This is a genomic window from Micromonospora sp. AMSO12t (assembly GCF_008806585.1).
Classification (GTDB): Bacteria; Actinomycetota; Actinomycetes; order Mycobacteriales; family Micromonosporaceae; genus Micromonospora; species Micromonospora reichwaldensis.
Genome location: NZ_WAAS01000262.1, coordinates 1 through 8709, shown reverse-complemented (window position 1 = coordinate 8709; position 8709 = coordinate 1). Strand labels below are relative to the sequence as shown.

General features: G+C 73.0%; 7 protein-coding genes and 1 pseudogene. 4 read left to right on the top strand and 4 right to left on the bottom strand.

The window, feature by feature from the left end; all coding sequences use genetic code 11:
* Positions 1-3 precede the first annotated feature (3 nt).
* Positions 4-1569 (bottom strand): LPXTG cell wall anchor domain-containing protein, encoded by a 1566-nt coding sequence (locus F6X68_RS26960; protein WP_151456897.1) that lies wholly within the window; start codon positions 1567-1569, stop codon positions 4-6.
* A 179-nt stretch (positions 1570-1748) separates the two neighbouring features.
* Here F6X68_RS26960 and F6X68_RS26955 point away from each other — a divergent pair, with 179 nt between their 5' ends.
* Together F6X68_RS26955 and F6X68_RS26950 are read left to right on the top strand one after the other, a co-directional pair.
* Positions 1749-2234, top strand: a complete 486-nt coding sequence (locus F6X68_RS26955) for a SigE family RNA polymerase sigma factor (RefSeq protein WP_151456896.1) — start codon at positions 1749-1751, stop codon at positions 2232-2234.
* On the top strand, positions 2231-3292 hold the full coding sequence (locus F6X68_RS26950) for an LCP family protein (protein ID WP_151456895.1): 1062 nt from the start codon (positions 2231-2233) through the stop codon (positions 3290-3292). The genes F6X68_RS26955 and F6X68_RS26950 overlap by 4 nt, the downstream gene beginning before the upstream one ends.
* Positions 3293-3346: 54 nt before the next feature.
* On the opposite strand, the gene F6X68_RS26945 is transcribed toward F6X68_RS26950, so the two are convergent.
* Entirely contained in the window at positions 3347-3559 is a 213-nt protein-coding gene (locus F6X68_RS26945; protein ID WP_151456894.1) for a hypothetical protein, read from the bottom strand.
* Between the two features lie 404 nt (positions 3560-3963).
* On the opposite strand from F6X68_RS26945, the gene fbaA reads away from it, so the two are divergent.
* On the top strand, positions 3964-4989 hold the full coding sequence (fbaA, locus tag F6X68_RS26940; RefSeq protein ID WP_151456893.1) for a class II fructose-bisphosphate aldolase: 1026 nt from the start codon (positions 3964-3966) through the stop codon (positions 4987-4989).
* Positions 4990-5128: 139 nt separating this feature from the next.
* Here fbaA and F6X68_RS26935 read toward each other — a convergent pair whose 3' ends face one another.
* On the bottom strand, positions 5129-6382 hold the full coding sequence (locus F6X68_RS26935; RefSeq protein ID WP_370518993.1) for an LOG family protein: 1254 nt from the start codon (positions 6380-6382) through the stop codon (positions 5129-5131).
* A 307-nt stretch (positions 6383-6689) separates the two neighbouring features.
* Here F6X68_RS26935 and F6X68_RS26930 point away from each other — a divergent pair, with 307 nt between their 5' ends.
* On the top strand, positions 6690-7118 hold the full coding sequence (locus F6X68_RS26930) for a DUF3151 domain-containing protein (protein ID WP_132235196.1): 429 nt from the start codon (positions 6690-6692) through the stop codon (positions 7116-7118).
* An 85-nt stretch (positions 7119-7203) separates the two neighbouring features.
* Here F6X68_RS26930 and F6X68_RS34415 read toward each other — a convergent pair.
* Positions 7204-8709: pseudogene (locus tag F6X68_RS34415) on the bottom strand (chromosome partitioning protein); the annotation flags it as partial.

The window sequence follows — 8709 nt, the reverse complement described above, 5'->3', positions numbered from 1 at the left end:
GGGTCAGGCGACGAAGTGGGTCTTGCGGCGCTTGGTGACCACGTAGCCGCCGACGCCGGCGACGAGCAGCAGCCCGCCGATGCCGGCGATCAGGCCGGTGGACTCACCGGTGATCGGCAGCGTGCCGCCGCCACCGTCACCGTCACCGCCTCCGCTGCCGCCGCCGTTGCCGGCCGCGTTCACCAGGAGCTTGGCGGTGTCGTTGGCCGGCTTCAGGTCCTTGGAGAAGCCCCCGTCGCACTGGCACGGGATGTTGATGTCGACGGTGCCGGTCGCGTTGGCGACGACCTTGTCGATCCGGAGTCCGAACTCGAAGGTCTCCGCGTCGCCGGCCTTGAGGAGCGGCTGGGCGTAGCAGAAGTAGGTGCGGGCGCCCGGCTCGCCCGGCTCGCCCCGGTCCTCGCCCTTCACGGGCATGCACTCGTCGGGGGCGTCGACCGCGGTGGTGCCCTCGGGAATCGCGACCTCCATGTAGGTCACGGAGGACCCGCCGCGCTGGTAGTCGAGGGTGGCAGGACCGTTGTTGCGGAAACCTACGGTCGCGGTGACCCGCTCGCCCGCCTTCGCCGTCACCGAGTCGCCGACGGCTTCGAGGTCGGTGCCGTTCGTGCCGGTGGCGGTGACCTCCAGGCTCGACCAGTTGTTCTCCGGGTTGATGTCGACCTGGGACGAGCGGGCCCGGACGTTCGGAGCCGAAAGGCTCAGGGGCTCGCCGTCACCCGGCTTGCCGACGGAGACGCCGTTGTCGGTCAGGTACTTGCTGAAGTCCTCGAACTCGGCGACAGTCATCCAGTTGTAGTAGCCGTAGTCCCTACCCGGGGCGTAGGTGTCCGCGCCCAGCTGGTACGCCAGGGAACCCGAGTGGACGGCCCCCGGGGCCACGTCGGCCGAGAAGCGGCAGGTGCGGAGGTAGTCGCCCTCGTAGGTGCAGTTGCTGTGCCGCTTGTCGGCACGGATGGCGTGGTCGTTGTCGAAGACGGCGACCGCGCCCTTCGCGGTGGTCTGACCGGCGTTGCCGAGCACGATCGGCGCGGTGAACCGGCTGCCCGGTGCCACCGAGACCTCCGTCTCCGTGCCGCCGGCCAAGTCGACGCCCTCACCGATCCGGATCTGCGACGTGTGGCTCGTCGGCGCCAGGCCGTCGGCGCTCACCGTGACCTTGACCTTGCCGGCGTCACCGTCCTTCGCCTCCGCCGTGGGCACGACGGCCACGTTGAAGTAGCCGGAGGCCCAGTCGTACAGGTCGTGCTCGAAGAGGTCCGTGCACACCAGGACGCCCGCCTCCGGCGACGTGCACTCGGACTCGAACTCCGACTTGATCTGCACCTTGTCCGCGAAGTCGCGGTAGTCGAACCGGGCCGTCAGGCCGAACACGGTGACGGGCTCGGAGGCGAACATGAGGGGCGATTCGTACTTGCCCTCGGATCCCGCCGCGACGGTCAGGTCGCTGAAGTAGACGCCGAGCTCGACATCGGTGTCCTCGGCGGCGGCGGGGGAGGCGGAGGCGGCGACGAGCGCGCCTGCGACGCCCAGCCCGGCCAGCCAGCGCCGAGTGGAGTGCTTGAGCATGTGGGGGGTTCCTCCCGTGGGAATGCCAGGAGTGGCCAGCGGATCTTAAGGACTCCTTAAGAACCGCCGCTGCCCGGTCGGCCTCCGGCGGGCAAACATCGACCGAACGGCTGACCAGGATCGCCGCAACGTTCCGGCCGCCCGCATCCGTCATCAGGAGCAGGAGTCCGGGAGGTGCAGTGACGTACGAGGAGTTCGCCGACTCACGGCTGGCCGCGCTGCTGCGGTACGCGGTCATGCTGACCGGCGACCCGCACCAGGCGCAGGACCTGGTGCAGGACACCATGGTCCGGGTCCAGCTCAACTGGCGCCGGGTGGCCCGCGCCGACTCGCCCGAGCGCTACGTCCGCCGGATGCTGACCAACCAGTACGTCGACTGGCGGCGGGGTTCCTGGATGCGGCGGGTGCTGCTACGCGCCGAGCCCGACGACGCGGTGCCGGTGCGGGCCGACCACGCCCAGCACGCCGTCGACCGGGACCAGGTCTGGTCCTGGCTGTCCGGACTGCCGCGCCGGCAGCGGGCCACGCTGGTGCTGCGCTACTACGAGGACCTGCCCGACGCGGAGATCGCCGACATCCTCGGCTGCGCCGTCGGGACCGTCCGCTCGTCCATCTCCCGCGCCCTGGCCACGCTGCGCGCCGAACACGTGGAGGCCTGCTCATGATCGAGGACGAACTGCGGGCCGCCTTCGCCCGGCACGAGGCCCTGACCCCGCCCGCCGGCCCGCTGCGGTCCGCCATCGACCGGCTCGCGGCTGCCCGCCGCCGTCGCCGGCTGCGGCTCCGGGCCGGCGGTGCCGCGCTGGCCCTGCTCGGCGTGCTGGGCATCGGGGTGCCACAGCTCACGCCGGACCGGGTCGCCGAGGACGCCACCCTGCTCGCCGAGCCCGCCGGACCGGCACCGACGGGCGCGCTGAACATCCTGCTGCTCGGCGTGGACGGTACGGCGAAGGAGCCCACCCGGCTGGCGGACTCCGTACTGCTGGTGCACATACCGGCGGACCGCAGCCGGCCGTACCTCATCTCGCTGCCCCGCGACCTGGCGGTGCCGATTCCCGGTCGCGGGATCGACAAGCTCAACGCCGCCTTCCTGTACGGCGCCGGCAAGGGCCGGCCCGACCTGGGAGGCGGCTACCTGCTGACCCGCCAGGTGGTCGCCGACCTGACCGGCGTACGCGTGAACGCCGGCGCGGTGCTCACCTACCCGGTGCTGCGCCGGCTCACCGACGAGGTCGATGGCGTGGAGGTCTGCCTGCCGCGCGAGGTGCCATCCATGCACACGAAGCGGGTCTTCCCGAGCGGCTGCCAACGGCTCGACGGCGCCGCCTCGGTCGACCTGCTGCGGCAGCGGCGGGAACTGCCCGAGGGCGGGCTCGACCGGGACCGGCACGCGCAGCTCTTCGCCGCCGGGCTGATCCGGCGGGCCGGCGAGCAGGGGGTGCTGACCGACCCGGTCAGGCTCCTCGCCCTGGTCGGCACCGTCGGCGCGGAGCTGGTCGTGGGCAGTGACGGCTCGCCGCTGGTGGATCTGCTGAAGGTGCTTCCGGATCTGAGGTCCGTCGACCCGATCGGGCTCAGTCTTCCGGTCGGGCCGCCGGAGGGCCTCGGCTGGCGACTGTCACCGGACCCGGAGGAAGCCCCCGCGTTCCTGGCCGCGCTGCGGGAGGACCGGCTGGCGCAGTGGGTGGCGCAGCATCCGGAACGGGTCAACCGCATCCGCTGACGCGCGGGCCGGCCGTCACCGGGATCGTCCGGAGGCGGCCGGCCCGCGTACGACTCAGCGGTAGTCCTCCTCGTCGGGGGCGACCACCCGGGCCTGCTCCATCGCGTCCCAGTCGTCGACCTCCAGGCCACGGTGCGGCTCGGTGTCGGCGTCGCCGGGGTCGATCGCGGCGGCCTGCTCGATCGCGTCGGCCGGCTCCGCCTCCATGTCGCGTTCCTCGGGGCTGAGGTGGTCGCTGGGTGCGAAGTCCTCTTCGGGCTGACCCATATCAGTCCCTCCCGGGATCTCAGCGGACAGTTCCCCACACACCGTACGGGTTGCGCCCGCCCGCCGCTCGGAAGCCGAGTCGACCGAATCGACCCACCGGCCGCCGTTCCCGGTGCCAGGATGGGACGGTGGCTTCCTGATCCGGTCGGCGGCCGCCGCCGTCGCGCGGCCGCGTCCCGGGGTGCCGTCGTGCTGGCCGTGGCGACCTGGCTGATCGGTGTCTTCTGTGCCCGACAGGTGGGAGGGGCGGTGGGGCGGTGGCCAGGGACCGGGCGCGTACCGGGTCGGTTGTGCCGGCACCGGTCTTCTACGGGATACTGCCGACGGTGGACAGCGCGGTCCGGCGCACCCAGGGACAACAGCGGCCGGTGACGGCCGACAGCGGTAAGTAAGGAGCGTTCGACATGCCCATCGCTTCCCCCGAGACCTACGCGGAGATGCTGGACCGCGCCAAGGCCGGCCGGTACGCGTACCCCGCGATCAACGTGACGTCCTCGCAGACCCTGAACGCGGCGCTGAAGGGCTTCGCCGACGCGGAGAGCGACGGCATCATCCAGGTCTCGACCGGTGGCGCGGAGTACCTCTCCGGCTCCTCCGTCAAGGACATGGTCACCGGCGCGGTGGCGTTCGCCGCGTACGCGCACGAGGTGGCCAAGAAGTACCCGGTCAACATCGCCCTGCACACCGACCACTGCCCGCAGGAGAAGCTGGACAAGTTCGTCCGGCCCCTCATGCAGATCTCCAAGGAGCGGGTGGCCGCCGGCCAGGAGCCGCTGTTCCAGTCGCACATGTGGGACGGCTCGGCCGTGCCCGTGGCGGAGAACCTGGAGATCGCGGCCGAGCTGCTCGACCGGGCCGCCGAGGCCAAGATCGTCCTTGAGATCGAGGTCGGCGTGGTCGGCGGCGAGGAGGACGGCGTCGAGAACGCCATCAACGACAAGCTCTACACCACGGTCGAGGACGGCCTGGCCATGGTCGAGGCGCTCGGCCTGGGCGAGAAGGGCCGCTACATGGCGGCGCTGACCTTCGGCAACGTGCACGGCGTCTACAAGCCGGGCAACGTCAAGCTCCGCCCCGAGATCCTCAACCAGATCCAGGAGGCGGTCGGCGCCAAGTACGGCAAGGAGAAGCCGCTCAACCTGGTCTTCCACGGCGGGTCCGGCTCGCTGCTCTCGGAGATCCGCGAGGCGCTGGACTACGGCGTGGTGAAGATGAACATCGACACCGACACCCAGTACACCTTCACCCGGCCGGTCGCGGACCACATGTTCCGCAACTACGACGGCGTGCTCAAGGTGGACGGCGAGGTCGGCAGCAAGAAGCTGTACGACCCGCGGGTCTGGGGCAAGGCCGCCGAGGCCGGCATGGCCGCCCGGGTGGCGGAGGCCTGCGAGCACCTGCGCTCGACCGGCACCACGCTGGCCAAGTGACGCGCTGAGCGGCCTCCACTCAGCACAGTGACGCACTGACGCGTACCGCCGACGGCCGGCTCCCCACCCGGGGGGCCGGCCGTCGCTTCGGTCAGGAAGGGCACCTCGCACATCGGAATGCGACAGGAAGGTGCCCGTCCTAACCGGCGGTGAGCACCCGGACCGCCTCGTGGACGTCGTCCGTGAGGTGCACGGAGGACGACAGGTCGCCGAACGGCGAGGCGCCCAGCAGCGGCCGCAGCAGCGACTCCACCGGAAGCTCGTCCGTCCAGTACGCGCGGTCCAGGAAGACGTACGCGCCGCTGGCCCCGTCGGTGCCGTAGTAGGTCTTCGTTGCGGCCTGGAACACCTCCTGCACGGTGCCCGCCCTGCCGGGGGCGAAGACGATCCCGCCCCGGGCCAGCCGCAGGATGGTGTCCTCGCGGATGGCGTTGGAGAAGTACTTGGCGATCCGGCCGGCGAACAGGTTCGCCGGCTCGTGCCCGTACAGCCAGGTGGGGATGGCCAGCCCGCCGGCACGCGCCCAGTCCACGTCGCCGCCGGCCAGTGCGGCCGAGTCGGCGCGGGACGCGCTGCCGGCGTCGGCGGCCCGGGGCCGGGGCGCCACCACCGGCTGGCCGTAGCGCTCCCGGACCAGCAGCGCCGCCGCCGTGTAGCGGTCGTGGTCGGTGAAGTCCGGCGCCCCGGCCAGCAGGTCGATCGCGGCGTCCAGGTCCTCGACCGGCCGCAGCGCGAGGTGGGCGCCGAGGTTGGCGGCCTCCATCACCCCGGGGCCGCCGCCGGTCACCACCAGCCGGTCGGCCCGCGCCAGCTCCCAGCCCAGCACCGCCGCCATCCGGTACGGCGCGCTGCCGCGTGGCACCGCGTGCCCGCCCATGATGCCGACCACCGACTGCGGCCCGTGGGTGGCCAGCCAGGCGCGGGTGGCGTCGGCCAGCGCGTTGTCCACGCCGTGGTCGTGCAGCCGTTGACCGAGCGCCTCCCGGACGTCCGGCAGCGCCCCGCCGTGCGCCCGGAAGTGCTCGTAGACGCGGGTGTCGTACATCCCGGCGAACCCGCCCTCGGCGAAGCCGGCGGCCAGCTCCTCCGGGGTGTAGAGGTGGGACGGCTGGGTCGGGTAGGGCAGCCCGGAGAACGGCGGCACCACGTTCGCGCCGCGCCGGACCAGGTCGGCGCCGACCTCCCGGGAGGCGAAGCGGCAGCCCACGAAGAGGGTGCCGGTCACCTCGACGGCGGTGAGGTCGGGGACGGGATCGAGGTCGAGCCGTAGCCCCTGCACGGTCAGCCCGACGAGGCTGCCGGTGGTCAGCCGCCGGTCGAACTCGGCGCGGGTCTCGATCTCGTCGGTGCAGGTGTGCGGCTCGATGACGTCCGCGGGAGGTGGGGTCGGCACCCTGGCCATCCTGCCCCGCCGGGTCAACCGGCCAAACCTGGGAGCCCTCCGCGCTCCGGCGATCCTGCCGCCGGAGGCCGCCCGACCCGCGCGGCACCGCACCCGCGCTGGACCGACGGGAGCCCGGCGGCCGTGACCACCGGGCTTCCGCGGTACCGGGTCCTGGGGAGGCTCCCGACCAATAGTTGTAGTCGAAAGCATCTGCCCGGGGCATGGGCCGCAGGCGTGACCAACTCCTCAGCCGTTCAGCCAGTCGGCTCGCCCAACCCCCTCGCGCGCCCCTGGGCGAAGCGGGTTGAATGGGGCGATGCAGAACCTGTTGCCGGAACCACCGGCCACTCTCCTCCCCGCGCACGACGAGGCCGACGCCGCCCTGGCCGCCGCCGAGCAGGCCGGCAGCGACGAGGCGTACGCCCAGGTGGCGGCGCGCTTCCCGACCTACAGCGCCGGCTGGGGTGCGCTGGCCGCGCGGGCTTTCGCCGCCGGCCAGGTCATCCCGGCGTACGCCTACGCGCGCACCGGCTACCACCGGGGCCTGGACCAGCTGCGCCGCAGCGGCTGGAAGGGATTCGGTCCGGTGCCGTGGTCGCACGAGCCGAACCAGGGCTTCCTGCGCTGCCTCTACGTGCTGTCCCGGGCCGCCGACGAGATCGGCGAGGCGGACGAGGCGGCCCGCTGCGCCCAGTTCCTCCGCGACTGCGACCCGGCCGCCGCGGACGCGCTCGCGAGCAACTGACGTCCGAGCCGACGGCCGGCGCGGCGTCAGTCCCGCCGGCCGTCGGCTCGTCCGAACCCACCATCCCGCCGCGCCCGGCGAGGGCCTACAGCCCTTCCGCGACGGCGGCGGCGATCTTCAGCCAGGCGTCCCGGGCGGCCGCGGAGAGCCCCCCGTACCGGATCGGCTCGCCGGTGTCGATGAGCCGCTCGTACGGCGCGAGCAGCACCGCCCGGGTGCGCGCCGCGAAGTGCTCCTGGATCGCCGGCAGGTCGATCTCCTTGCGCGACGGCGGCATGGAGACCACGGTGACCGCCTGCCGTACCAGCCGCTGCCGGCCGCTCTGCTCCAGGTGGTCCAGCATCCGGGCGGCCGTCTCCGCCGAGTCGTTGCGGGCCGACATGGTGACCACCAACTGGTCGGTGGCGTCCATGGCGGCCTGCCAGTTCTGGGCCCGGACGTTGTTGCCCGTGTCCACGAAGATCAACTTGTAGAACCGGCTGACCACCTCGCGGATCTCGGCGAAGGCGGCGGCGGTGAGCATCTCGCCACCCGTGGCCGACTCGTCCGAGGCGAGGACGTCGAACATCCCCTCGCCCTGCGAGCGGACGTACTGCGACAGGTCGCCCACCCGCCCGTGCGCGCCCTGGAACTGGCCCAGGTCCCGCAGCATGTCCCGCACCGTACGGGAGTGGAAGTCCTGCTGGGCGCGCATCCCGAGGGTGCCCTGGGTCTCGTTGTTGTCCCAGGCCAGCACGTAGCCGCCGCGCTTCTGGCCGAACGTCATCGCCAGCAGCAGGATGGCCACCGTCTTGCCGGCCCCGCCCTTCGGGTTCACCACGGTCACCTGGCGCAGCCCGCCGAAGTTGCGGCGTACCGTCTCGATGTCCCGCCGCATCTCCTGCTCGTGCCGCCCGGGCGGCAGCCGCAGCCCCATCCGGTTGGCCACCGCCCGTACGCCCATCGTGGCCACCGGGTCGGCGGGCCGGACCTGCCGGCGGCGCGCGAAGTCCTCGGCCGTCGGCGGGTCGGTGATCGCCGGGCGCCAGTTCGGGTCGGGCTGTGCCGGCGGCACCGCGACGACCCCCTCCGCCGGCTGGTACGCCTGCTGCGGAGCCGGGGCGTGGCCCCCCGGAGCGGCCTGCTGCCAGGGCGGCGGATACCAGCCGGGCGGGTACGGCCCGGGCGGCGTCGCGCCCTGCTGCGGCGGGTACGGTCCCGGCGGACCGGCCTGCTGCGCCGGGTAGGGGCCGCCCTGCTGCGGTGGGTAGGGCCCGGGCGGCGCGGACTGCTGTGCCGCCGCCGTCGGGTCGGCCCCGAAGTCCTGCTGTGGCGTCGGGTCGGCCCCGAAGTCCTGCTGCGCCGCCGCATGGTCCGGCCCGAGGCCCTGCTGGGCCGCCGCATGGTCCGGTCCCAGGCCCTGCTGTGTCGTCGCCGGGGCGGGTCCGAAGTTCTGCTGTGCCGCCGCTGGGTCGGCTCCGAAGCTCTGCCGTGGCGTCGCCGGCTCGCGCCCGGGGTTCGGCGCAGGGCTCGGCGTGGGGCTGACCGGCACGCCCTGCCCAGCCGAATCGCGTGGGAACGGCACCTGGGGCGCACCCGCCAGGGGCGGGGC

What these genes read in the sequence shown, in the direction of transcription:
- F6X68_RS26960 (WP_151456897.1), bottom strand. Translation starts at nt 1,569, where the DNA reads ATGCTCAAGCACTCCACTCGGCGCTGGCTGGCCGGGCTGGGCGTCGCA.
- F6X68_RS26950 (WP_151456895.1), top strand. Translation starts at nt 2,231, where the DNA reads ATGATCGAGGACGAACTGCGGGCCGCCTTCGCCCGGCACGAGGCCCTG.
- F6X68_RS26945 (WP_151456894.1), bottom strand. Translation starts at nt 3,559, where the DNA reads ATGGGTCAGCCCGAAGAGGACTTCGCACCCAGCGACCACCTCAGCCCC.
- fbaA (WP_151456893.1), top strand. Translation starts at nt 3,964, where the DNA reads ATGCCCATCGCTTCCCCCGAGACCTACGCGGAGATGCTGGACCGCGCC.
- F6X68_RS26930 (WP_132235196.1), top strand. Translation starts at nt 6,690, where the DNA reads ATGCAGAACCTGTTGCCGGAACCACCGGCCACTCTCCTCCCCGCGCAC.